Source organism: Halobellus sp. Atlit-38R, assembly GCF_003665925.1.
In the GTDB taxonomy this organism is placed as follows: domain Archaea; phylum Halobacteriota; class Halobacteria; order Halobacteriales; family Haloferacaceae; genus Haloquadratum; species Haloquadratum inordinatus.
Map to the genome: position 1 here is coordinate 224,694 of NZ_QXIJ01000003.1, position 22,941 is coordinate 247,634.

Annotated in this window: 22 protein-coding genes; 5 read left to right on the forward strand and 17 right to left on the reverse strand. The window is 67.0% G+C overall.

All coding sequences use genetic code 11. From position 1 onward, the window contains the following. Nucleotides 1-77: 77 nt before the first annotated feature. Nucleotides 78-2,834: a DNA mismatch repair protein MutS gene (gene mutS / locus D3D02_RS05725; RefSeq protein WP_121569017.1), complete on the reverse strand. Its 2,757-nt coding sequence runs from the start codon at nt 2,832-2,834 to the stop codon at nt 78-80. Between the two features lie 229 nt (nt 2,835-3,063). Continuing rightward, the gene (locus D3D02_RS05730; RefSeq protein WP_121569018.1) at nt 3,064-4,737 is read right to left on the reverse strand and encodes an NADH-quinone oxidoreductase subunit D; all 1,674 of its coding nucleotides are present in this window, start codon (nt 4,735-4,737) and stop codon (nt 3,064-3,066) included. An 86-nt stretch (nt 4,738-4,823) separates the two neighbouring features. Between D3D02_RS05730 and D3D02_RS05735 the strand changes: the two genes are divergently transcribed. Further along, on the forward strand, nt 4,824-5,504 hold the full coding sequence (locus D3D02_RS05735; RefSeq protein WP_233560588.1) for a helix-turn-helix domain-containing protein: 681 nt from the start codon (nt 4,824-4,826) through the stop codon (nt 5,502-5,504). A gap of 32 nt (nt 5,505-5,536) precedes the next feature. Here D3D02_RS05735 and D3D02_RS05740 read toward each other — a convergent pair whose 3' ends face one another. The 3 genes from D3D02_RS05740 to leuS all read right to left on the reverse strand — a co-directional run bounded on the left by D3D02_RS05740 (nt 5,537) and on the right by leuS (nt 9,736). Next, nucleotides 5,537-6,349, reverse strand: a complete 813-nt coding sequence (locus tag D3D02_RS05740) for a molybdopterin-synthase adenylyltransferase MoeB (protein ID WP_121569019.1) — start codon at nt 6,347-6,349, stop codon at nt 5,537-5,539. A 67-nt stretch (nt 6,350-6,416) separates the two neighbouring features. Next, nucleotides 6,417-6,710 (reverse strand): helix-turn-helix domain-containing protein, encoded by a 294-nt coding sequence (locus D3D02_RS05745; protein WP_121569020.1) that lies wholly within the window; start codon nt 6,708-6,710, stop codon nt 6,417-6,419. Between the two features lie 137 nt (nt 6,711-6,847). Beyond that, nucleotides 6,848-9,736: a leucine--tRNA ligase gene (leuS, locus tag D3D02_RS05750; RefSeq protein WP_121569021.1), complete on the reverse strand. Its 2,889-nt coding sequence runs from the start codon at nt 9,734-9,736 to the stop codon at nt 6,848-6,850. 173 nt (nt 9,737-9,909) lie between these two features. Between leuS and D3D02_RS05755 the strand changes: the two genes are divergently transcribed. The 4 genes from D3D02_RS05755 to npdG all read left to right on the forward strand — a co-directional run bounded on the left by D3D02_RS05755 (nt 9,910) and on the right by npdG (nt 12,218). Further along, the gene (locus D3D02_RS05755) at nt 9,910-10,776 is read left to right on the forward strand and encodes a TIGR01548 family HAD-type hydrolase (RefSeq protein WP_121569022.1); all 867 of its coding nucleotides are present in this window, start codon (nt 9,910-9,912) and stop codon (nt 10,774-10,776) included. 88 nt (nt 10,777-10,864) lie between these two features. Then, complete coding sequence (locus tag D3D02_RS05760; protein ID WP_121569023.1) at nt 10,865-11,242, forward strand: hypothetical protein; 378 nt, start codon at nt 10,865-10,867, stop codon at nt 11,240-11,242. Further along, complete coding sequence (locus tag D3D02_RS05765; protein ID WP_121569024.1) at nt 11,239-11,454, forward strand: hypothetical protein; 216 nt, start codon at nt 11,239-11,241, stop codon at nt 11,452-11,454. Before D3D02_RS05760 ends, D3D02_RS05765 begins: the two co-directional genes overlap by 4 nt. 95 nt (nt 11,455-11,549) lie before the next feature. After that, nucleotides 11,550-12,218: an NADPH-dependent F420 reductase gene (gene npdG / locus D3D02_RS05770; protein ID WP_121569025.1), complete on the forward strand. Its 669-nt coding sequence runs from the start codon at nt 11,550-11,552 to the stop codon at nt 12,216-12,218. Nucleotides 12,219-12,245: 27 nt separating this feature from the next. Here the strand turns inward: npdG and hisE are convergent, their stop codons facing one another. The 12 genes from hisE to D3D02_RS05830 form a co-directional block, all read right to left on the reverse strand. Continuing rightward, the gene (gene hisE / locus D3D02_RS05775) at nt 12,246-12,548 is read right to left on the reverse strand and encodes a phosphoribosyl-ATP diphosphatase (RefSeq protein ID WP_121569026.1); all 303 of its coding nucleotides are present in this window, start codon (nt 12,546-12,548) and stop codon (nt 12,246-12,248) included. A gap of 84 nt (nt 12,549-12,632) precedes the next feature. Continuing rightward, nucleotides 12,633-14,498: a PINc/VapC family ATPase gene (locus D3D02_RS05780; RefSeq protein WP_121569027.1), complete on the reverse strand. Its 1,866-nt coding sequence runs from the start codon at nt 14,496-14,498 to the stop codon at nt 12,633-12,635. An 84-nt stretch (nt 14,499-14,582) separates the two neighbouring features. Beyond that, the gene (locus tag D3D02_RS05785; protein ID WP_121569028.1) at nt 14,583-16,286 is read right to left on the reverse strand and encodes a methyl-accepting chemotaxis protein; all 1,704 of its coding nucleotides are present in this window, start codon (nt 16,284-16,286) and stop codon (nt 14,583-14,585) included. Between the two features lie 184 nt (nt 16,287-16,470). Beyond that, a complete protein-coding gene (locus D3D02_RS05790; protein WP_121569029.1) occupies nt 16,471-17,142 on the reverse strand; it encodes a non-canonical purine NTP pyrophosphatase in 672 nt (223 codons plus the stop codon). Nucleotides 17,143-17,247: 105 nt separating this feature from the next. Next, nucleotides 17,248-17,526, reverse strand: a complete 279-nt coding sequence (locus D3D02_RS05795) for a DUF5808 domain-containing protein (protein WP_121569030.1) — start codon at nt 17,524-17,526, stop codon at nt 17,248-17,250. A 97-nt stretch (nt 17,527-17,623) separates the two neighbouring features. Continuing rightward, complete coding sequence (locus D3D02_RS05800; RefSeq protein WP_121569031.1) at nt 17,624-19,219, reverse strand: bifunctional N(6)-L-threonylcarbamoyladenine synthase/serine/threonine protein kinase; 1,596 nt, start codon at nt 19,217-19,219, stop codon at nt 17,624-17,626. Nucleotides 19,220-19,245: 26 nt separating this feature from the next. Next, nucleotides 19,246-19,560 carry a 30S ribosomal protein S24e gene (locus D3D02_RS05805; protein ID WP_121569032.1) on the reverse strand — a complete coding sequence of 105 codons (315 nt, stop codon included), beginning with the start codon at nt 19,558-19,560 and terminating at the stop codon, nt 19,246-19,248. 189 nt (nt 19,561-19,749) lie between these two features. Beyond that, nucleotides 19,750-20,283 (reverse strand): GTP-dependent dephospho-CoA kinase family protein, encoded by a 534-nt coding sequence (locus D3D02_RS05810; RefSeq protein ID WP_121569033.1) that lies wholly within the window; start codon nt 20,281-20,283, stop codon nt 19,750-19,752. A gap of 4 nt (nt 20,284-20,287) precedes the next feature. Beyond that, entirely contained in the window at nt 20,288-20,485 is a 198-nt protein-coding gene (gene spt4, locus D3D02_RS05815; protein WP_121569034.1) for a transcription elongation factor subunit Spt4, read from the reverse strand. After that, nucleotides 20,486-21,064, reverse strand: a complete 579-nt coding sequence (locus D3D02_RS05820; protein WP_121569035.1) for a DNA-directed RNA polymerase — start codon at nt 21,062-21,064, stop codon at nt 20,486-20,488. Nucleotides 21,065-21,067: 3 nt separating this feature from the next. After that, nucleotides 21,068-21,451 (reverse strand): PIN domain-containing protein, encoded by a 384-nt coding sequence (locus tag D3D02_RS05825; protein WP_233560589.1) that lies wholly within the window; start codon nt 21,449-21,451, stop codon nt 21,068-21,070. Between the two features lie 78 nt (nt 21,452-21,529). Beyond that, nucleotides 21,530-22,759 carry a translation initiation factor IF-2 subunit gamma gene (locus D3D02_RS05830; RefSeq protein ID WP_199723019.1) on the reverse strand — a complete coding sequence of 410 codons (1,230 nt, stop codon included), beginning with the start codon at nt 22,757-22,759 and terminating at the stop codon, nt 21,530-21,532. Between the last annotated feature and the right edge of the window lie 182 nt (nt 22,760-22,941).

The window sequence follows — 22,941 nt, forward strand, 5'->3', positions numbered from 1 at the left end:
CTATCCGGGTACTGGTCGTATGCGCCCTAATCGTTACCGGTCGTGGCGATAGCGACGGCCGCCCCGTCGCGCGCGCACTACTCGTCCAGCCGCTGCTGCCACTCCTGGACGGTCGTCATCAGTTCGATCGGGGATATGTCGTTCAGATCCAGTTCGGTCAGTTCGGCGGCGATGTCGTCAAGTTCCGGGTCGACGGCGGCCGGCCGCGACGAGTCGGCGTCGGGGGCTGCGGCAGAGGCAGTCGACGCATCGGCCGCCGCGTTCTCCGCGCCCGTCCGACCGCCGTCGGTCGCCCCCGCGCTCGCCGTCTCGTCGACGAACTGGCCGGCCGAGAGGTCGAAGACGGCCTGCGTCGGTTCGCTGTCGCCGCCACCGCTTCCGCGGGCCTCGATCGCTTCCTCGGCGCGCAGGCGCGCGAGCACCGCGTCAGCGCGGGAGACGACCGGGTCGGGGACGCCGGCCAACTCCGCGACGTGGACGCCGTAGGAGCGATCTGTCGGGCCATCCTCGATCGTCCGGAGGAACGTCACGTCGTCGCCCGCATCGTCGACGGCGACGTGGACGTTCGCGACCCGATCGAGGTGGTCCGCCAGCGACGTGAGCTCGTGGTAGTGCGTCGCAAAGAGCGTCTTCGCGCGGACCTCGTTGTGGAGATACTCCGTCGCGGCCCACGCGATCGAGATGCCGTCGTACGTCGCGGTGCCGCGCCCGACTTCGTCGAGGATGACGAGCGAATCTTCCGACGCCGAGTGCAGGATGTTCGAGAGTTCCTGCATCTCGACCATGAACGTCGAGCGGCCCTGCGCGAGTTCGTCGAGCGCGCCGACGCGGGTGTAGATGCCGTCGACGACGCCGATCGTCGCCGAACGCGCCGGGACGAAGCTCCCGACCTGTGCGAGCAGCGTGACGAGCGCGACCTGCCGCATATACGTCGACTTCCCGCTCATATTCGGCCCGGTGACGATCAGGAACTCCCGATCTCCGTCCATTCGGACGCCGTTGGGGACGAACTCCGTCGTCTGCTCGACGACGGGGTGGCGACCGGCGTCGATCCGCAGCGGCCCCGGCTCGGTCAGTTCCGGACGGGTCCAGTCGTTGCCGGCGGCGTGCGTCGCGAGCGACGCCAACGCGTCGACTTCGGCGAGAGCGCGACCGACGTCCTGCAGGAGTTCGGCGTGATCGGCGACCCGCTCGCGAAGGTCACAGAAGAGGTCGTACTCCAGATCGCCGCGGGCCTCCTCTACTCTGAGGATCTCCCGCTCGCGCTCTTCGAGTTCGTCGGTGACGAACCGCTTCGAGTTCTTCAGCGTCTTGATCTCCCGGTAGTGCTCGGGCACCTGATCGGCGACCGACTTGCCGACCTGAATGTAGTGGCCGTCGGTCTTGTTCCGGTCGACGGTGACGTGGCTGAGGCCGTGCTGGCGCTTCTCGCGGTCGGCGAGCGTGTCGATCCACTCCTGCGCCTCCTCGTGGCGATCCAGCAGGTCGTCGAGTTCGTCGTCGTAGCCGCGGCGGAACAGCCCGCCCTGCGTCACCGTCTTCGGCGGGTCGTCGGCGAGCGCCGCCGCCAGTTCCTCGCGGAGACGGCCGGCCGCATCGCGGTCGGGCCGCTCGACGACCGCGGCGAGCGGCGACGATTCGAGGCGTGAGCCCTCGATAGCGTCGGCGACGTCCGGCAGGATTCCGAGCGTATCGCGGACGGCCAGCAAGTCGCTAGCGTCGGCGCTGCCGGACGCCGCCCGGGCGGCCAGCCGTTCGAGGTCGTAGCCGCCGTCGAGCGCCTCGCGGACGCGTTCGCGGGCGAGTGCCGCCGCGGTGAGCGCCTCGACCGCGTCGAGTCGGCGCGTCAGTTCCGCGCGGTCGCGTCGCGGGCGGGTCACCCACTCGCGGAGGAGCCGCCCACCCGGACTCGTCACCGTGTGGTCGATCGTGTCGACGAGGGTGCCGTCGCGCTCGCCCTGCATCGTCTCCGTGAGTTCGAGGTTCCGCTGCGTCGTCGAGTCGAGTTCGAGGTGCTCGTTCGTCTCGAAGGAGCGCAGGCGCGTCATCGACGGCAGGACGCCCGCGCCGGTCTCCTCGACGTATCGGAGGGCCGCGCCAGCCGCGCGGATCGCCGGTTCGCGCTGGAGGCCGACGCTGTCGAGCGTCTCGCGGCCGAAGTGCTCGCGGAGGCGGTGTTTCGCGCGTCCCGGTGCGAAGGCGTCCGCCTCGAAGAGCGAGACGGTCGCGTCGGTCTCCTCGCGAAGCCGGCGGGTGAGCGCGTCGTCGCCGCGGACGTCAGGGCCCGGAAGGATCTCGACCGGCCCGAAGCGGTAGAGCTCCGAGAGCGCGTCGTCGGCGTCGGCGGCGACCGTGACGAGGAACTGTCCGGTCGTCGCGTCGGCGAATGCGAGGCCGATGCCGTCGTCAGCTCCCGAGGTGCCGCCCGCGGACCGGCGCTCGTCACCCTTGTTGCCCGTCTCGCCGACGACCGCTGCAATGTATCGCGCGTCGTCGTCGTCGGTCTCTACGAGCGTTCCGGGCGTGACGATCCGCGTGACGCTTCGGTAGTGGTCGCCGCTTTCGTCTTCGAACTGGTCGGCGACAGCGACTCGATAGCCGCGCTCGACGAGTGCCTTTAAATATGGTGTGAGGTCGTCGACCGGGACGCCAGCCATCGGATACGACGACCCGTGCGAGGACTTCTCGGAGATCTTCAGATCGAGTTCGTCGCCGACCAGTTCGGCGTCGTCGGCGAAGAACTCGTAGAAGTCGCCGCACTGCATTGTCAGGACGTCCGCGTCGGTGTCGGACTTCAGAGAGAGAAACTCCTCGACGATTCCCTGCGAGGCCATACGCGCACCTGGGCTGCGCGCGGATAAAACGCTGCGGTGTGAGCGGACGGCAGCGCAGATGCGCACGGCGCGACCCTGCCTTTATATCGGATGAAGGGGCCAGCGTCTCCGTGACGTAGCATCCGTCCCGCGTCGGGCCGCGGTCGTTCGGCACGTCGACGCGGGCAGTGACGCGTGTGCCGACTGTTTGCCTTCATCCGCAGTGAGCGACGCCGTTCCGTCGGCGACGCTACCGGTCGACTTCGCCCATAATCGTGTCGAGGCTGCCGAGCGTCGCAATCAGGTCCGGGATGTACTCGCCCTCGGTCATTTCGGGGAGGGCCTGGAGATGCGAGAACGACGGGCCGCGGATCTTGAACCGCGCGGGCGTGTCGGTGCCGTCCGAACGGATGTAGATCCCGAGTTCGCCCTTCGCGGCCTCGACAGCTCGATACACTTCGGCGTCTGGGTCGGGCTTGATCGTCCGCGGGACGTTGGCCTGGATCGTTCGCTCGTCGGCCGGCCACTCCGCCAAGCGGTCAGCACACTGTTCGACGATCTTCGCGGACTGTTCGAGTTCCTGTAATCGGACCAGGAGACGAGCGAAATTGTCACCGTCTGGTTCGGTGACGACATCCCACTCGAGGTTGTCGTAGTAGCCGTAGGGATCGTCGCGACGCAGGTCGTAGTCGATACCCGAGCCGCGTGCCACGGGGCCGGTGCAGCCGTAGGCCTTCGCCGTCTCCGTAGAGAGCACTCCGGTGTCGACGGTTCGAAGCTGGATGACCTCGTTGCCGGTGAGCAGGTCGTGGTACTCTGCCAGTCGCTCCGGAAGGTCGTCGACGAAGTCGTAGATCTTCGCGAGAAACTCCTCGCGCGGCTCGGGGAGGTCCCAGACGACGCCGCCCAGGCGGAAGTAGTTGAACATCAGCCGCTGGCCGGTGAGGTCTTCGAGGATGTTCTGGACCGTCTCGCGGTCCTTGATCGCGTACATAAACGTGGCCGTGAAGTCGCCGATAACGTCGAGCGCGTACGCGCCAACGGCGAGAAAGTGCGAGAGCATCCGCGAGAGCTCCGCTGCCATCGTCCGGACGACCCGGGCGTACTCGGGGACCTCGATGTCGGCGAGGTGCTCTGCCGTCCGCGCGTAGGCCCACTCGTTCAGCAAGCCCGCGCCGCCCCAGTCCCAACGATCGGGGTAGGGCATAATCTGGTGACGGTAGGTCTTCGACTGGCACATCTGCTCCTCACAGCGGTGGATGTAGCCGATGTCGGGGTCGACGTCGACGACCTGCTCGCCGTCGAGCGTGACTTCCAGGTGGAGGACGCCGTGTGTGGCGGGATGATGCGGCCCGATGTTCAAAAGCAACGTGTCGCCGTCGCGCTCGTCGTCTTGGACGGGATTGACGTTCTCGGTGTAGGGGACGATCTGTGGCCGATGCTGATCGTAATCCAGCGAGAGCGGGTGTCCCTGCCACGTCTCGGGGAGGAGCAGGCGGCGCAGATCCGGATGGTCGTCGTACTCGATGCCGATCAGATCGTACGCCTCGCGTTCGTGCCAGCCAGCGGTCGGGAAGACGGGCGCCGCCGACTGGCTCGCGGGCGCGTCACTGGGCGCCGGGACGATCACACTCAGTTCCCTGGTCGGATCGGCGTACTGTTTCAAGTGGTAAATCGTCTCGTAGCGGTCGGGATACTCCTGAGCGGTCACACACGAGAGGTGGTCGAACCCGGCCTCCTCGCGTAGGTGTCGAAGCGCGTCCTGCACCGCGTCGGGGCGGATCACGACGCCGGGTGCGTGCTGGTGAGACTCCCGGCGGACGTGAAACGACGCCTCCAGCGACGCGAGAGCGCGTTCGGCGGTCGAGTTGGTCGGCGTACCGACCGGCGCCGGTTCGGCGGAGGGTTCGCACGGCTGTTGCATACCGCAGTGTTCGGAAGACTCTCACCTGGGACTGCTGCCTCACGCCTGAGGTATATTTTTACCTTCGACAGATCCACTCCCCTCCAATGCGCTCGCTGCGGTTGCGGCTCGAACTCCCCGAACCGTACGTTCACCCGATGCACGCGTTCGTGGCCGACACGCCCGGGTTCCGGGAAACGCGCCTCCGGCACTGGAATCCAGCAGTCGGCGATCGAAACACGCTCGTGTTCTTCGTCGACGGCGACGACCCCGCGTCGTACACGGCGGCGCTGGCCGACCAGCCGTCGATTCTGGATTACGAAGTCGCCACTGAACCGACACAGCGGGGGTTCCACCTCGCCGTCACCGAAGATCAACGCGCCGCCGATGCCAGATTGACCGCGGCGTTCCTGGGAACCGGCGTCGTGGTCGTTCCACCGGTCGTCTACCGCGAGAATCGCTGTATCGACGTCTCGCTCGTCGGGACGGCGAGCGAAGTCGAGACCGCACTCGACGGACTCCCGAGCGAGATCGGCGTAACTGTCCGGCAGATCCACCCGTACGACGGCCGCCTCTCGGACCCGACCGCCGCGCTCTCGTCCCGACAGCGTGAGGCGCTCCGCGTCGCAGTCGCGTGTGGATACTACGCCGATCCACGGGATGCGACGCTCGAAGCGGTGGCCGAGGAACTCGACTGCACCGTCGGAACCGCAGCCGAACACCTCCGAAAGGCGGAGGCGACGGTGCTGGAACGCGTCGTCGACGCGATTCCGGGCGAGAGAAGGTAGACGCGGACTCGAACGGTCTCGCAGCGACGGATTCAGTCGCCGCCGACCGCACAGGCCGCCGTGTACTCTACCCCGTCGATCGATTCGATCGGGTCGTCGCCGCAGACCGGACAGTCGGGATTCTTGCGGTACGGTACCTTCTCGAAGGAGAGTTCCATCGCGTCGTAAAACAGCAGTTGTCCCGTCAGCAGATCGCCGGCGTCGAGGATGAGTTTCACTGCTTCCGTGGCCTGAATACAGCCGACGGTGCCGGGCAGGACGCCGAGGACGCCGGTTGTCGCACAGTCCGGGACCGTTCCGGGCTCGGGCGCTTCGGGGAACAGACAGCGGTAGCACGGCCCGCCGGGAACGAGCGTCGTCAGTTGGCCCTCGAACTTGTAGATCGCGCCGTGGGCGATCGGGATCTCCCGGAGCCGACAGAAGTCGTTCAGGAGGTACCGCGTCGGGAAGTTGTCCGAGGCGTCGACGACGAGGTCGTAGCCGGGGACGACGTCCTCGACGTTCGATTTCTCCAGTCTGGTCTCGTAGGTCTCGACGTCGACGTCTGGGTTGAGGCCCTCGACGAACGCCGCCGCGCTGTCGACTTTCGGTCGGCCGACGTCGGCATCGTGGTGGATGACCTGTCGCTGGAGGTTGCTCCGCTCGACGACGTCGTCGTCGACGATGCCGAGCGTGCCGACTCCCGCGGCTGCGAGGTACTGAATCACCGGCGCGCCCAGGCCGCCCGCGCCGACGACGAGCACCCGGGCGTCGAGCAGGCGCTGTTGTCCCTCAGGACCGACCTCGTCCATAATGATGTGTCTGGAGTACCGATCCAGTTGCGTAGCGTCGAGTGAGAGTGACATAGTCGTACTCGGGAGTGGGGAGGGATAACTTCTCGTGGAAAATCCGATCGGAGTGAACGGGGAGCGGTTACTCCGCGCAGCAGGCTTCCGCTTCGTCGCCGTCGCCCTCGGCGGGGTGGGTCTCCGGTGCGTCGTCGGTGAGCTGATAGAGGTTCTGTCGCGCGTCGGCGAAGTAGACGTCCTCGTCGACGACGTCGATTCCCTCGAGTCGTTCGAGTGCGTAGCGGACCGTCCGGGCCGAGAGCATCGATTCTTGGACGATTCCTTTCTGGGTTAACGGTCCGTTGTACTCGAGTACTTTGAAGACCAACTTCGCGCTCGGAGGGAGGTCGTCGAGACTCTCCTCTTCTGCCTCTGCCATTGTTACAATTCGAGCAGTCGAACGGTGATAAACCTTCGCGAGTCGGGACGGAGAGAACGGCCAGATTACGGTGCTACAGCAGGTTACGCCCGTGTAATCACGTGGGCGGTCACGGCGACGACAGCGACGATTGAACCTTACTCGGCTTCGAGTTCGATCGCGGGGCGGAACGGCACGGCCTGCTTGCGTGCTTCGACGTCTTCGCCTTCCTTCTGGACGACGATCTCGGCGTCGAACTCCCGGCCGAGGAAGTCGGCCGCGCGCTCGTAGGCGCCCTGTTCGTCGAGACCGGCGAGCGCGTCGAGTTCGTCGTCGTCGCGACCGCGGGCGAACTCGATCAGTTCACCGACGAGGTCGTTGACGGCGTTGCCGCGCTCGCGGAGATCGGGGTCCTGCATCACTTCGCCCATCACTGCGCCCTGGTCCGCACCGAGGTCGGCGACCGTGCCGAACACGTCGTGCTTCCAGTCGGCGGCGACGGTGACGCGAATGCGGTCGGGGTCCGCCTCGGGAACGTCCTCGTCGGCATTCTGCAGGGACTGGCGGATGCCCTGGACGTCGTCGACGAGCCGTTCGATCTGCGTTTCCGCGGCCTCGATGCCGCGGTCGAGCAGGTCATCGTCGACCTCGGGCCACGGCGCGTCCTCCGCAGGCGTGCCCGTCAACCGTTCGTGGAGTTCGTTCGTCAGGAACGGCACGAACGGCGCGAGCAGGCGCAGTCGCGTCTCCAGGACCTCCCGAAGCGTCCAGCGCGCCGCGGGGCGCGAGCGATCCGCCCGGCGGCGGTACCAGCGCAGGTCCTCCTCGAAGTCGTAGAAGGCGGCCTGGCTCGCAGTCCGGGTCTCGGAGCCTTCCATCGCCTCGGTGACCGTAGCGACGGTCCGCTGGAGGCGCGACAGCAGCCAGCGGTCCGCCGTCGCCAGATCGGGGCGTTCCTCGGGGCCGGGGTCGTCGACGACGTCCTGGGCGCGGTTCCAGAAGCGCTCCAGTTGCGTCTGCACGGACTCGACCTGTTCGGCGCGCCAGTCGTAGTCCTGCCACGGCTCCGCGGAATTGAGCAGGAAGAAGCGCACCGTGTCCGCGCCGTACTCGTCGATCGCCGCGCCGGGGAGGACGACGTGTCCCTTCGAGGACGACATCTTCTCGCCTTCGAGCAGCCCCATCCCCATAATGACGATGCCAGCGGGCCACTGGGCCTCGTCGAACAGTTCGGCGTGGTGGAACAGATAGAACGTCAGGTGATTCGAGATGAGGTCGTTCGCCGAGAAGCGGTAGGTGACGGGGTACCAGTAGAGCCACTCCGCACGCAGTTCCAGCGCGCGCTCGTCGGGGTCGTCGACCGCGTCAGCGCCGTAGAACAGCGCGTCGAAGAACTCCCGATCGAGGTCCTCGACGGGGATCTCGTCCAGCCGGTGGGCGATCGTGTAGTACGCCATATAGATCGTCGAGTCCGACAGCGGTTCGATGACGAACTCGTCGTCCCACGGCAGGCGCGTGCCCAGCCCGTAGTTCCGGATACAGGGCCACTCGTTCAGCCAGTCGATCGTGTGATCGTACTCGCCGCGGGTGTTCTCGGGGATCGCCTCCATCCGCGAAACCACGTCGTGGGCTTTCTGCTTCCACGCCTCGTCGTTGTAGCGCAGGAACCACGTGTCCTGCTCGGCGACGACGACGTCGCCGCCGCAGCGGCAGACGACCTCCTCGGAGAACTCCTGCATCGTGCCGAACGCGCCCTCGTCGCGGTAGGCGTCCCTGAATCGGCCGCGGACGTCTTCGACGATCTCGTCGGCAAACTCCCCGTACTCGTCGTTCAGGCGGCCGCTGTGGAACTCGCTGTTGTACAGCTCTTTCGTGGCTTCTTCGAGTGCAGGGTCAGCGCTGGACTCGATGCCGGCCTCCTCGACGGCGGTCTTCGCCGGGATGTCGCCGTAGCCCTCTATCGAGAGAATCGGAATCGGTTCGATCTCCGCGACGTCGGCGGGATCGATGCCGTACTCGCGGAGCCGCTCGTCGTCGGCTTTCGCCTCTTGGAGGGCGACGTAGTCGTCCGGCGAGTGCGCCGGCACCGACATCACGACCCCGGTGGCGTTCTCGGCGTCGACGAAGTCCGCGGGCAGGACGAGTACCTCCTCGCCTGTGATGGGGTTCGTAACGCGCTCGCCGACCAGGTGCTCGCCGGCGACGGTGCGTTTCGGCGTGACGTCGTGACCCTGCAGTTGGAGTTTCTCGACGGCGGGCGCGGAGACGAACCACTCCTCGCCGTCGACGTCGGCGATCACGTAGTCGGCGTCGGGGTCGATGTAGGCGTTCGTGACGCCGCGGACGGTCTCGGGGCGGAGCGTCGCCATCGGGACGACGGTGTCGCCGTGGCCGAACCGAACGAGCGTGTACTCCTGGAACTCGGCTTCCTCGCCTTCCAGTAAGTCGTGCGTCGTGACCGGCTGTTTCTCGTTTGTGCAGTATTTGACGGGGTGTAGCCCCTTCTCCAGGAGGCCGCGGTCCCGCAGCGTCTCGTACTGCCAGGTGATAAACTGCGAGTAGCGGTCGTCGTTGGTGGTGAACTCCCGCCGCCAGTCGATCGAGAGCCCGAGATCCTTCATCCCCTTCTTGTAGTGCTGCTCGATGAAGTGGCGGGCGTAGCCCATCGGCGTCTCCAGGTCCGCGAGCGTGTCCTCGGAGACGTTGTAGGTGTCACGGAGAACCGACAGTTGCTCTTCTTCGCCCTTCTTCAGCCGTTCGACCGCGCCGATTATCGGCGTGCCGGTGACGTGCCAGGCGATCGGGAACAGGACGTTGTCGCCCTGCTGACGGCGGTAACGGGCGTAGACGTCGGGGACGGTGTACGTCCGGGCGTGGCCGATGTGCATCCCGCCGCTGGGGTACGGATACGGGACGGTGATGAACGTCGCGTCCTCGTCGGCGGCGGTGTCGGGGTCGTCGGCACCGACGGGGTCGGCCTCGTAGCGACCCTCCTCGGCCCACCGCTCGCGCCACCGCGCTTCGAGTTCCTGCGGGTCGTAGTCCATATCACCTCTCTGGCGACCCCACGGTAAAATATCTCCTAACTCGATGCCGCGGGGCGTGAGTTGGTTCGCACGGTCGGGAGGTGTACGTTGGTTCGCACAGTCGAGGGTCCCCACGAATCGCGACCGCACAGGGAAGGGACAACGCTAAGGCCGCTGCCCGGCCGCCTACGAGTATGCACGCAGACGCGGTCGTCCTCGACATCGACGGCGTGCTCCTCGACGTGGCCGACTCGTATCGTCGCGCTATCGTGGAGTCCGTCGAGCGCCTGTACGACCGGACGATCGACCGCGACGACGTTCAGTTGTTCAAAGACGCCGGCGGCTTCAACAACGACTGGGACGTGACCTACGCGGCGGCGCTGTACGTCCTCGTCGACGAGCGCGAGCCGATCGGACTCTCGACGTTCACCGATCAGATAGAATCCCAGGGCGGCGGCCTCGACGCCGCCGAAGCGGTCGCGAGCGCTCACCTCGACGACGAGGTGCTGGCAGCCGTCCGCGAGGAGTGGGACCGAGAGGGCCTCCGCGAGGCGTTCCAGGCGCTGTATCTCGGCGCGGACCTGTACCGAGAGCTAGAGGGCGGCGAGCCACCGTTCGAGACCGCGGGGTACATCCACGACGAGCCGATCATCCTCGACCCCGAGACGATCGACCGACTGCGACAGCACGCCGACGTGGGCGTCCTCACGGGCCGGCCGGCGGCGGAGGCCGACATCGCGCTCGACCGCGTCGGGCTCTCGGTTCCCGACGAGCACCGTTTCACGATGGACGACTGGGAGGCGGGCAAGCCGCACCCTCACGCGCTCGTGACGCTGGCAGAGCGCTTCGACGCCGACAGCGTCGCCTTCGCCGGCGACACCCTCGACGACGTGAAGACCGCGGTCAACGCCGCCGAGAGCGATCCCGAGCGGGAGTACTACGGCATCGGCGTCCTGACCGGCGGACTGACCGGCGAATCGGGGCGGCGGGCGTACGAGGCCGCCGGCGCGGCCACCGTCGTCGACTCCGTGAACGACCTCCCGACGTTGCTCTTCGAGTAGGTCTGTCGGCGGCGGCAGCGCGCCACGGCAGGTGCGCTACGAGCACCCAACGAGCACGCTTTTTGCGTCCCCGTCTAACTCTCACGCGATGGACGCGCTTCGCATCGAACGACTCGCCTGGGCCGGCATCTTCGCCGCGGTCGTCGCCGTCGTCGTGACGACCGTCCTCGCGCCCGACCCGACCGGCCTCCTGCCGCTCGGCGTCGCCCTCGGCACCTTCGCCGTCGTCGCCCCGCTGGCCGCCTGGTTCGCACTCGATTCGATCTCACCGGAGGCGGAAGCGGGTGATCAGACCGTCCAGTATCTCGTCTTCTTCGGCGTCGCGCTCGGCGGTCGTCTCGCGCTGGGCGCGCTCGGCATCGGCGGCCCGGTCGGCGGCATCGTCCCGCTCGCGGTCGGCTGGCTGGTCGCGACCCAGGCGAAAGGACTGAACCCGCGGCGCTGGACTGGAGGGTCGAGAGCGTGAGCGACGTCCGCTCGAACTTCCTCCGGTTCGCCGCAGTGGTGATCACCGTCGACGTCCTCGGACTCGGCGTGTGGCGACTGCTGCCCCCGGAGACCTCGATCCGAACGGGCCTGCTTCTCGGGACGCTGATCGTCGCCCCCCTCGTGGGGTTCCTCGTCGTGTATCTCCCGATGGCGACGGAGGCGCGGGAGAGCGCGAACGACTGGGAGTGAGCGAGGCGGCCAGCGACACCGCGACACAGGCGCGAACACCGGCAGCCATCCCCGGTCACGCAACCCTTTACCCGACCGCCTCCTCACGGCCACCTATGCGAATCGCACTTCTCGGCGGTACCGGCGACGTCGGCGAGGGCCTCGCGCTCCGCTGGGCCTACCACACGAACCACGACGTCGTAATCGGCTCTCGGGACCCTGACGCCGCACACGACGCCGCCGCCGCGTATCAAGAGACCGTTGCAGAACACGGCCGCGAGACGAAGATCACCGGCTTCGAGAACGCGATGGCGGCCGATCGGGCTGACGTCGTCGTCCTCAGCGTCCCGCCGTACCACGTCGCGGACACGGTCGACGCCGTCGCCGACAGCCTCGATGCGGACGACGTGCTCGTCACCCCCGCCGCGGGGATGCAGCGCGACGAGGACGGCTTCCACTATCACCCCCCGGGCGCGGGCAGCGTGACCGCACTCGTCGCCGACGCCGCACCCGAGGACGTGCCCGTCGTCGGCGCGTTCCACAACCTCGCCGCCGGCCGGCTCGCGAACCTCGACGCCGACCTCGGCATCGACACGCTCCTCGTTGGCGAGGACGAGAGCGCGAAAGACGTCGTCGCCGGAATCGCAGAGGACATCGACGGCCTCCGCGCGCTCGACGCCGGGGGTATCGCAAACGCCGCAGAGATCGAGTCGCTGACGCCGCTGTTGATCAACGTCGCCCAGCACAACGACGGCCTGCACGACCTAGGCGTTTCGTTCCGATAGCGTTCTTTTCTCGGTCTGCAGTCCGCCTCAGAATCGATCGCGGAGTTCCGTTCGGAGATCGTCGAGCGTGACGTCCTCCATCGCGAGCACGACGAGCAGGTGATAGACGAGGTCGGCGCTCTCGGCCAGCAGTTCCTCCTCGTTTTCGTCTTTCGCGGCGAGAATCGTCTCGGTGGCCTCCTCGCCGATCTTCTCTAAGACGGCGTTTTTTCCCTTCTCGTGGGTGAAAAGCGACGTCGTGTAGGAGCCCTCGGGTAGCGTCTCCTTGCGGTCCTCGATCGTCGCGAACAGTTCGTCGAGCACCTCCGCCGGCGGCGTGTCCGATTCCATACCCGAGAGTACACCGGTCGGGGGAAGAATCGTCCGATTCAGCGAGGGCAGGCGCGACTGAGCGGATCCGACGAACGCCGTGAATCAGGCCGGGTGGACCGTGATCCGCTGTTTCCGGTCGATCGCCTGTTCGAGTTCGTCAGCGATGGCGCTGCCGCGGGAGACCTGGATGTCGCCGCCGCGACCGACCGTCGCGGTGAAGAGGTACTCGCCGTCGGCGCGGATCTCGACGGTCTCGCCGACGTGTTCGTCCATCCGGACGACGACGTGCCGGGAGGTGACTTCGGGCGTGACGACGATTCCCTCGGAGGACTGGGCGCCGCCGCCTGCACCCCCGGAGCCGCCGGCGCTTCCACTCGCGCCGCCGCGACCCGGTTTCTCGTCGTGCGTCCGAACGTCGATCTCGATGCCGAGGCGGTCTTCGACGTCGGAGATACGGCCGCCGCCCTTGCCGATCACGTAGGAGATGTCGTCCTCTTCGACGTAGACGACCGCCTTGTTCTGGCCCTTGAGTTCGACGTCGACGTGCCCGCGGGCGATCGAGCGGATCTCGCGTTCGATCTCCTGGCGGGCGAGGCGGCCGACGCCGCTCTCCTCGCTCTCTCCGTCGCCGGTGAGGGGGACGGTGATGACCTGCCGGTTGAACGTGTAGATCTCGTACTCCGGTTTTCCGGTCTCGAAGTCCGTGACCTGGATGACCGGGCGTGCGAGGTCCTCCGCGGTGAGTCCTTCGGGGACTTTCACCTCCGTCTTGACGTCGTAGACGGTGTCGACGCGCCCGTCTTCGATGTAGACGACGGTGTCGACGACCTGCGGGATCATCCCGAGTTCGACGCGGCCGACGAGACGCTGGAGCGCGTCGATGGCGCGCGTGGCGTGGACGACGCCGACCATCCCGACGCCCGCGAGGCGCATATCCGCGAAGACGCCGAAGTCCTTCGTCTTCCGCACCTCGTCGTAGATCGTGTAGTCCGGGCGGACGAGGAGGAGCGAATCGGCGGTCTTCTCCATGTCGCCGCCGAGCGCGGTGTACTGGGTGATGTCCGGACCCACCTGGAGGTCGCGGGGCTTCTCCATCGTCTTGACCGCGTAGTCGCTCTCGGTGAGGAACTCCGCGACGGCCTGCGCGAACGTCGACTTCCCGGCCCCGGGCGACCCGGAGATGAGGACGCCGCGCTGGCGCTCTTTCAGTCGGTCCCGGAGTTCGTCGGCGAACTCGTAGTCCTCCAGGTCGGTCTTGACGATCGGCCGGACGGCGGTGATCTCGATGCCGTCGGCGAAGGGCGGGCGCGCGACCGCGATGCGGTAGTCGCGGAACTGCACGATGCTCATTCCCGGTTCGGAGAGTTCGAGAAAGCCCTCCGAGCTGGTGCGGGCCGTCTCCTCGATGTCGTCGGCCCACTCTTTCATCTGCGCCTCGTCGGAGACCTCGTCGTCGATCGTCTGGTAGTGCATCTCGCCGATGGCGCCGCGCTTGGCTTTCGGCTTCGTCCCGGTCTTGAGGTGGACCGACATCGTCTGGTCGTCGAAGAACTCCTCGATGACGAGTTCGCCGGAGCCGCGGACGCGCGGTTCGACGTACTCGACGTCGAGCCCCTTCGCCTTCGCGACCTCCGACTGGACGACGTCGCTCGTGAGAAGCGTCGCCTGCTCCTCTTCTGCGACGTCGCGGATGAGCGCGTCGATATCGCCCTCGTGTGCGCCGGTGGCCTCGCTGGGTTTCGTCCGGCGACCGACGTACCGGACGTCCACGTCGCCCTCGTCGGCGAGTTCCGCGAGGCGCTGGAGCTCTTCGAGGCCCGTCCAGCCCGTGTCGAGGCCGTCGTTGGCCTGGGATTCGAGTTCTCCGACGACGGCTTCGGGGACCAAAACCGTGACCTCGCCGTCCGACTCGACTCGCTCGGACACGCGACCGTCGATGACCGCGCTCGTGTCCGGCACTATCTTCATATCTCCGGATTCGGCCGGCGGACAAATAAGGGTATAGACTGCTGGCGGACCAATCAGCGGCGAGACAAAACGGGGTCGTCGAAGTCAGTCGTCAGAGGCCGCGCTCGCGGCGGGGCCTCCGGCATCCACGGAGCCGTCGGCGTCGCTGACAGGTTGCTCCGTCCACTCGAATCCTTCGCCGCGGTGTTGGTCGAGGATCTCGAAGGAGTCGACGAGGTCGTCGAGGTTGTTCGCGCGTTCGCAGAGCTGATCTGCCTGCGTTTCGAGTTCGGTGAGCGACTCCGACTGCTGGGTCGCGTCCTCGACGGCCGCGGCGGTCTGTGCGGTCGTCTCCTCGGAGATGTTCGCGACCTCGTCGACGCGGGCGGCGACGTCCTGCGAGGAGTCCGCCTGCTGGTCGGTCGCGTTGCTCACTTCACGGATGCTCGCGTCGATTCCCTCGACGTCGTCGACGATCGACTCGAACTCCTCGATGGCCTCCGCGACGGTCTCGACGCTGGATTTCACCTGCTGGTCGGTCTCGTGAACGGTCGCGAGCGTCTCCTCGGAGCGCTCGGTGACGTCTTCGATGAGCGTCGAGACCTCGTCGGCGGACTCGCGGGTCTCCTCGGCCAGCGATTTGACCTCCTCGGCGACGACGCCGAAGCCGTCACCGGCGGAGCCGGCGTGGGCCGCCTCGATCGAGGCGTTGATCGCGAGCAGATCGGTCTGGGAGCCGACCGAGTCGATGAACTCGGCGATCTCGTCGATCTCCTCGATGTGTGCCGCTAGTTCCTCCATCGCCGCCGCCGTCTCCTCGATCCGGGCCTCGGCGGCGTCGAGTTCTTCCATCGCCGTCGTGGCGACGTCGCGGCCGGCGCGTCCGCGTTCGGCGGCGCGCTCTGCGGTCCCCGCGACCTCGTCCGCAGAAGCGGCGATCTCCTCGACGGTCGCCGACAGCGTCGAGAGCTCCGAGGCGACCGTCTGGAGGTGTTCGGTCTGTTCGTCGGCGCCGGCTTCGATCTCGTCGACCGCGGCCGCGACGGCCTCGCTCGCTTCGGTCGCACGCCGGACGTGCGTCTGAGCGTCCGAACTCATCTCTGCGACCTGGTCGGCGAACGTCTGGACGTCGCCGAGCGTCGCCGAGAGCGTCCGGAGGAACTCGTTGTACGAGCGGGCGACTTCGCCGTAGCGGTCGTCCTCAGCGGCGAGTTCCTCGGCGGGCATCAGCGCCGTGAGGTCGCCCTCGCGGGCGCGCTCGGTCGCGTCGCCGAAGGCGTCGACCAGCTGTTGGAGCGCCCGCGTGTGCGTCGTGAGGTCTGAGGCCATCCGGCCGAGCGAGTCGCCGAACTCGCCCGGAAGTCGTTCCTCGAGCACCGGGTCGTCGAACGCTCGATCCGCCATCGCCGTGGCTTGCGCGGACACGAGCTGGAGGTGCTCGTGCATATCTCCGAAGTCTTCGACCAGTTGGGCGACCTCGTCGTCGCCGTCGGTCGTCGGTGGCGACATCGAGAGATCACCGGCCGCGACAGCGGACGCGGACGTCGAGAGCTGATCGATCGGCGTGACGACGTCGCGCCGGACGATCAGGACCGTATTGAGAAACGCGACGACCGCGCCGACGAGGAGCAGCGCCGACAAGAGCGTCTGCGTCTCCCCGCCGGCAATCCACGGAAGCGCCGCCTGTGCGACCGAGATCGCGAACTGGATCCCGACCGCGACGTGCACCTTCCGGGCGACCGAGCGGGAGACGCCGAGGACGTCCATCGTCCCCCACAGGAGCCGTTCGTACGATTCGAGCAGATACATACCCTACCGTCTCTGGACGCATCCCATAAGCCTATCATTGCGTTCTCATCAGCTGAAAACAGAATTTGCCGCGAGATAGCTGTCTAAATCAACGTTTGCCTCTCGCTATCAGATTCGATACGTGACGTGGACGGATACCTCGAACAGAATCGGTCAGCCGGCGACAGCCGAGACAGCGGCGGCGTCAGGGCGCACGGTCTTCGAACCACTCGGCGAACTTCGCGAAGGCGCGGCCGCGGTGTGAGACGGCGTTCTTCTCGTCGGCAGTCATCTCTGCGAACGTCGTCCCGTCGTGTTCGAAGATCGGATCGTAGCCGAAGCCGCCCTCACCGCGCGGTTCGACGATCCGGCCGCGGACGGAGCCACGGAACAGTTTCACGGGGAGTGCGTCCGCGTCCGCTGCGGCGTCCGCGGCGGCGTCGCCATTGCCGTCTTCGTCGACCGCCGCTGCACCGGCGGCCGCGGCGGCGCTGCGGTCCGCGCGGTCGACTGGGTCGGGCGATGCCGCGAAGTCGTCGCCGTCGCAGTACGCCAGCACGCACTGGAAGGAGGCCCGGCGCGGCGCGTCGATCTCGGTAGCGACGAGTCGCTGGACGGCGTCGATGCCGAGCGTCTCCTCGACGTACGAGGAGTACGGACCGGGGAAGCCCTCGAATCCCTCGACGAACAGACCGGCGTCGTCGACCAGAACCGGCTCGCCCGCGTAGCGGTACGCTTCCCGGGCGCCGCGGGCCGCGATGGGGGCGAGATCCGAGGCCTGGACCTCGGTGTAGTCGTAGTTCAGTTGCTCGACGCCGTCGAGATACTCACGGGCCTCGCGCACCTTGCCCGCGTTGGTCGTGACGTATCGGAGCATTCGCTCCGAGGTCGGGCGGGTCGGGAGAAAGCGTCGTCGGTTCCGCGTCGCGTCCGATCACCGCAGTGCGACGACGCGGCGACGGCGGCGCCGAAAGTGGAACGGTCAGTCGACGATGACTTCGACCGGGCCGCCCTCGTCCTCGTCGGCTTCCTCGGCGTCGCTGCGGGACTTCTGCTCCTGCCAGAGCAGTCCGCCGACGACGACGAGGGCGATCCACGAGCGCCAGTTCGCGAGGTTGAGCGTGTAGCCGATGCCGAACGGCTTCTTGACGAGCATTCCCTTTCCGGGCTGCCAGTACGACGACAGCATTCGGCCGAGCGAGGGGCGCTCGAAGTTGTACGGGATCCCGAGAATCTCACCCTGTTGCGGTTTGTCTACCATACGACAGCGTACGCCGGGCTCTAATAAATCGTTTTGGCATCGTGCTGCCGCGTTGGGCGGTTTTCGCTTCGCGCCGGCGGTCCTCTTCCGATGACCCTCACTGATACCGGCCGCGTCCTTCGATCGCTCGAAGCCGAGTGCGGACCGCTGCGTCGCCCGCAGCGGCGTAGCCCGCCTCGAAGGCGTCGAGCAGGGGTGCGGACTCGGCCGCCGTCCCCGCGACGCTCTGTTTGAACACGTGGAGATCCATCGCGTGATCCTCGACGTGCCCGGTGTGGTAGCCGAGACCGAAATCGACGAGATACGTCCGCTCCTCGCCGACGCGGACGTTTCGAGTCGTGGGATCGCCGTGGACGAAGCCCGCGTCGTGGATCGCCGCGAGGTGGCGACCGACGGCGCGGCACCGATCGACCGTGAGCGCCGCCGCGAGGTCGTCGTGGCCGACGTATTCGAAGACGAGCGTGCCGTCCTGCGGGTCGATGTCGTACACGACTGGCGTCGGGACGCCGACGCGGCGGGCGGCGCTGGTCAGGCGCGCCTCCGCGCGGGTCCGCTCGGCGCGGAGACGTTCGTCCAGCGCCGGGTGGCGGTACGCTTTGGGCACGCGGCGTTTGACCACCCGATCGCCCTCGAAGGTGACTGTCGCCTCTGCGCCGCGGATCGTTCCCGACGCGCTGGGATCTCTGACGACCGACTCCTCCTCGCCGCGCCACGTGACGGGCACCTCGTCGGGTCGGAAGTTGGGGTCGACGGAGGAATCGGCGACGTCGAGGGTGTCGCCGGCGGCGCACATCTTCGCGCCGAGCACCGCGATCATTCCCGCGTTGTCCCGCAGGAACCGCGGCTCCGGCGCGTAGAAGTCCGCGCCGCGCTGTTCACACATCGACGCGAGCATCGCTCTGAGCCGCGCGTTCTGTCCGACACCGCCGCCGAGGACGAGTTCGTCCGTCCCCGTCAGCGACAGCGCCCGCTCTGCGACCTCCGTCAGCATCCCGAAGATCGTCTCCTGGAGCCCGGCGCAGACGTCTTCGACCGGGACGCCGTCGTCGACCGCGTCTTTCGCCGCGGACATAATGCCCGAAAACGAGAAGTCCATCCCCTTGACGACGTACGGGAGGTCGTAGTAGTCGCCGTCTTTCGCCCGCTGTTCGACCTTCGGCCCGCCGGGATGGGACCAATCGAGATGGCGCGTGAATTTGTCGATGGCGTTGCCGACGCCGGTGTCCATCGTCTCGCCGAGGATGCGGTACCGGCCGTTGTGATAGCCGAGCAAGTGTGCGTTCGCCCCCGAAGCGTTCAGACAGACCGGCGAGTCGAAGCCGGACTGGTGCCGACCGATCTCCAGGTGGGCGACCATATGGTTGACGCCGACGAGCGGGACCGAGAGCGTCTGTGCGAGCGCGCGCGCCGCGGTCCCGACGATGCGGAGACACGGACCGAGGCCGGGGCCGCGGGAGAACGCCACGGCGTCGACGTCGAGACCGTCATCCTCGGCGGTTTCGGCGGCCTGGTCGAGAACCGTCGCGACGACGTCGGGGATGGCCGTACCCATATGTTCGGCCGCCTCGCGCGGGTGAATGCCGCCGCTGTCGGGCTGGTAGGGATCGGATTCGATGACGACCTCGTCGGTCTCGGTGTCGTAGAGCGCGGCGCTAGCGGCCCAGGCAGTTCCTTCGATTCCGACGACTCGCATCGAAAAAAGTACTCGTTAGGGCCGAATCAGGCTTCTTCGGCTTCCGCTTCGCCGCCTTCCTCGGCCTCGATCTTGTTCCGGTCGAGCATGTAGTCCTGCTCGATGTCGCGAGCGAAATCCGGGGAATCGTAGACCTTCGCGTAGCCGACGGTCTTTCGCATCCCGAACTTCGTATCGAGTTCGTGGACGACGACCTCGTCGGAATCCTTGTTCAGTTTCGCCGCGAGACTGTCGCGAACGGAGAGTCGAGACGGCGTCGCATCCTCGTGAACGATCTCGAACCGGACGTCGGACCGATGCAACATCGGGTTCTCGTCCTCGGAGATAATGTCGATTTCCATGGTTCAGTTGTTCTACCATCCATCCGAAAGGAGTAAAAGGATTTCGAAGGGGTAGAGCGGTGGGAAAATCGGTCGAGAGGCCGTTTTCACGACGCGTTTCCGATCCAGTGCCGGAATTGGCAACCGGACTCAGTAGCTCAGACCACCGGCTGTTGTCAGCGCCGCGACAGTCACGGCGTCGGAGTCGGGTCAGTCCTCGACGCCGAGCGTCGCCAGCGCGGCGTCGACGTCGCCCTCCATCCGTTCGAACAGCGAGCGCATCTCGGCTTTCGCGTCGGCCGTCACCTCGACGCGGACCATCCCCTCTCCGGGCTGGCCGTAGACGACTGTCGCGCCCGTCGGGGCGGCGAGAACGGCTGGAAGCGCCGCGAGATCCTCCTCGCCGTCGACGACGATGGTGATGGGGACGTCGGCGTCGAGGGCGTCGACGAGCGCAACGAGCAGGTCTTCGGAGATGACGCCGGGGGCGTTCTCGACCGCTCGACGGTGCTCGGGGTCTGCGAGCGCGTCGCTGATCTCCTCGTCGACCGCCTCGCGTTCGGTCCGACCGTCGACGAGTGCGACGGCGGGAACGTGGCCGGCCTGCCGGAGGTGGTAGGTGACGACGTCGCCGACGGCGATCACCGGGCGTCCGGCGTCCGCCAGCAACGCCTCGGCGTCCTCGTAGACGGGGCCGAACGGCTCTTTGAACGCGCCACGCAGCTCCGCTGGCAGGGTGAGCATCCGTTCAGCGGACCTTCAGCGCGTAGCCGCCCGGTTCCCTAACGTTCATCTCCTCGGCGATCTCCGATTGCTCGGGATGCGTGATGACGACGTAGCCCGCCCAGTCCTCGGTGAGGCTGCTGGACCCGCAGTTTTCACACGCCTGCGCGTCGGCGTGGTTGATGTAGTGGCACTCCCGGCAGGCGAGACGGGACTCCGCCATCTACGTTCCCTCCGCCTCGGTCGTGGCGGTGTTGGCCTGGCGGTCGGCTTCGAGCCACCCGTGCTTGCCGAGACCGGGCTGTTTCGCGGTGAGGCCGATCTTCGAGTCGCGCGGGTTGCGCTCGTCGATGCTCTTCGTGACGACCCGCACGCGGACGGAGTCGCCGACGCTGAGCGTCCGGTTCGATTCGGTGGACGCGAGCTGTTGGTTCTCGCCGTCGTAGGCGAGATACTCGTCGGAGATCTGCGAGACGTGCAGCAGCCCGTCGACAGGCCCGATGCCGACGAAGGCGCCGAACTCGACGACCTCGACGACCTCGCCGTCGACGACCTCCTGCATCGAGGGATCGAAGGTGATCGCGTCGAACTCCGCCTCGTAGTAGACGCCGGCGCGGCCGGGGAGCACCGTCCCCTCGCCGATGTCGTGGACGTCGATGACGCTGACGACGCTGCCGACGTCTTCGTCCATCCGTCCTTCGAGTTTGTCCTGCAGGAGCCGCTTGACCCGCTGTGGCGTCACGTCCGCGAGGTGCGCTGGCGGCACCTCGACTGTGTCTTTGAGTCGTACCCGTTTGTACATACGTTATGGTTCTGTTATTTCCAATGTGTTTCGACCCCTTAAACCGATTACGCGAATTCCGCGTTCGAGCAATCGGTCCCGGAGCGGCCTGTCGTTCGTGAGGACGTAATCGCCCTCGGCTTCCGCGAGTTCGACCACCGCGTCGTCGGCGTACGATTCGCCGGTCTCGACGATGCGACACCGCGAGACGAGGTCCCGACCGACGCTCGCGGCCGTCGCCTCGGCGCCGTTGCCGGACTCACTGAGCTTCTCCAGCTCGGCGACGACCGATCTGGTAGTGACCAGGTCGGCGTCCGCGCCGACGAGGCGGTCAAGCTCGTCGAAGATCCGGACGTCGAGTTCGACCGGCATCATCAGCGCGTTCGTGTCGAGTATTACCGTCGTCATCGTCTCGTGGGGTCCCGGCGTCATCTCGTGGCTTTCCGCGTCAGTTCGTCGTCCGGCGCGCGGCGTCGCTCGCGGTGATCACTGCAGCGTTCCGATTCCGATGAGTCGCCAGCGAGCGCCGACGCGGCGGTTGATGGCGATCTTCGCGCCGGATTCGGCGCAGACGGGGCGCTTCAGCGCCACCTCGGCCTCGCCGGAGCGAGCGCTCGTGACCGAGCCGACGGTCGTCGCCGTCCCGACGGTGAGCATCAGCGGCTCGCCGGTCGAGATCTCCTCGACGCTGCCCTCGTCCTCGCCGACGATCCGGTCGAGCAGTTCGACGTCCATCGTGAACTTCTCGCGCGTCGGCGGCAGCGTCCCGGGTTCGCCCGCGACCTGGCCGGCCAGCGCGTCGCCTTTCGTGAGGCTCGGATCGAGTCCGGTCCCGATGCCGCAGAGGCCGCCGGGGCGGACCTCCTCGACGGAGCGACCGCCGGCCTGCAGCGAGCGGATCTCGGTCGTGATCGGCTGCCACTCCGAGGAGCCGCCCTCCTCGACCTCGCGACCGGGGCGCAGTTCGAGTTCCTCGCCCGTGGCGAGTTTGCCCTGCACGACCGATCCGCCGACGACGCCGCCGGAGAGGTCCTCCCAGGTCGTGCCCGGGCGGTTGATGTCGAACGAGCGCGCGGCGAAGAGCCGCGGGGACTCCGTCTCGTCGCGCTCGGGGGTCGGGATCTCCCGCTCGATGGCGTCGATGAGGAGGTCGATGTTCACCTGCTGTTGCGCGCTGACGGGGACGATCGGCGCGTCCTCGGCGACGGTGCCGGAGACGAACTCCTTGATCTGCTCGTAGGACTCGACCGCGCGGTCGCGGTCGACGAGGTCGATCTTGTTCTGTGCGATGACGATGTTCTCGATCCCGATGATGTCGAGCGCCATCAGGTGCTCTTCGGTCTGGGCCTGCGGGACGTCCTCGGTCGCGCTCACGACGAGCACGGCCCCGTCCATAATCGCCGCGCCCGAGAGCATCGTCGCCATCAGCGTCTCGTGACCCGGCGCGTCCACGAACGAGACCGTTCGAAGCGGCTCAGTCTCCTGGCCGTCCGGGCCGGTCTCGTCGACCGTGTAGCACTCCGGCGCGTCGACGCCGGGAATCTGTCGGAACGTGGCGTCAGCGTACCCCAGTCGGATGGAGATGCCGCGCTTCATCTCCTCGGAGTGCTGGTCCGTCCACGATCCGGACAGCGCCTGCACGAGCGTCGTCTTCCCGTGGTCGACGTGACCGACGAGCCCGATGTTCACCTCCGGTTGTTGTGTTTGTTGTGTCACCATTGACCTCCTAGAGAGTAATCTTGGGAGCAATTCGCCGCGAGCGACTGATAAAGTTGCTGTTCTCTACTCGCCGTGAGAGCATAAATCGTCCGTGAACGGGACGAAACGCCGTCACAGGGTCGAATCGTGTGATGTGGAACCGAACCAATGGGTCGGCTTCCAGCCGCGACGACCGGGGT